This is a genomic window from Magnetospirillum aberrantis SpK (genome assembly GCF_011022235.1).
Taxonomy (GTDB): Bacteria; Pseudomonadota; Alphaproteobacteria; order Rhodospirillales; family Magnetospirillaceae; genus Magnetospirillum; species Magnetospirillum aberrantis.
Genome location: NZ_JAAIYP010000020.1, coordinates 1 through 1,232, shown reverse-complemented (window position 1 = coordinate 1,232; position 1,232 = coordinate 1). Strand labels below are relative to the sequence as shown.

Sequence of the window (1,232 nt, the reverse complement as noted above, 5' to 3'; positions counted from 1 at the left end):
TGGACTTTCCCTGAAGGAGTGGAGAGCGTGCATGCTAACTTTGCACGAAGGACATTCAGATGACGGGTTTGGGGATGAGGAAATTCACCGAGGATTTCAAACGCGAGGCGGTGCGTCTGGTTCAGACCAGCGGCCGGACCATCGAGCAGGTGGCGGACGATCTGGGGATCGGGCGATCGACTTTGGGCAAATGGCTCGCCAAGCATCGTGAGGCGGATTTGCTGTCTGGTCCGCACGAGGATACCGCCAGGGAACTGGCTCGGCTGCGCAAGGAAAACGAAATTCTGCGGGCTGAGCGGGATTTGCTAAAAAAAGCTGCGGCCTTCTTCGCCAAGGAAACAAGTCGATGACGTTCCGACACATCGACACTGCGGAGAAGGCGATGCCCATTGGTCGGAAATGTGCCCTGTTCGGCGTCAGTGTCAGCGGCTATTACGCCTGGAAAAGCCGTCGCCCCAGCCGCCGTCAATTGGACGACATGGTTTTCCTGGCCCATATCCGCAGCCAATTCAGCCTGTCGCACGAAACCTATGGCAGCCCGCGTATGACGGTGGAGTTGCAGGAAGATGGCATCACCGTCGGGCGGCATCGCGTCGCCCGGCTGATGCGTGAGAATGGCCTGAAAGCCCGGCAAAAGCGCCGGTTCAAGAAAACCACCGACAGCGCCCACGACGGTCCCGTCGCCCCGAACATGTTGGACCAGGATTTCGCAGCAGGCGGTCCCGACCAGAAATGGGGGGCCGATATTTCCTATATCTGGACGGCGGAAGGCTGGCTGTATCTGGCGGTCGTCGTCGATCTGTTTTCCCGACGCATCGTCGGCTGGGCCACCAGCGACCGCATGAAGAAGGATCTGGCCTTGACTGCCCTCAAACGGGCCTTGGCCACGCGGCAGCCGCTGCCGGGGCTGATCCATCATTCCGATCGTGGCAGCCAATATTGCTCGGGCGACTACCGAAAGCTCCTGGCCAACCACAAGATCGTCGCCTCCATGAGCGGCAAGGGCAATTGCTACGACAACGCCATGGTCGAAACCGTGTTCAAGACCATCAAATCCGAGCTGATCTGGCGAACCATCTGGCAATCACGCAGCCAGGCCGACAACGCCATTGGACGATACATCGACGGCTTCTATAATCCCGTCAGGCGGCATTCCGCCCTGGGATACAGAAGCCCATGCCGCTTCGAGGCCGAAGCCGCATAAACGCTCTCCACTCTTTCAGGGAAAGTCC

Annotated in this window: 1 protein-coding gene; it reads left to right on the top strand. The window is 59.3% G+C overall.

Annotated features, from left to right (window positions below; all coding sequences use genetic code 11):
- The first annotated feature begins 59 nt into the window (after positions 1-59).
- Positions 60-1,204 (top strand): IS3 family transposase gene (locus tag G4223_RS03635; RefSeq protein WP_420844427.1). Its coding sequence is split into 2 segments (ribosomal slippage): positions 60-332 and positions 335-1,204, totalling 1,143 coding nucleotides; the frame shifts between segments, so codons are not numbered across the junction.
- Positions 1,205-1,232 lie beyond the last annotated feature (28 nt).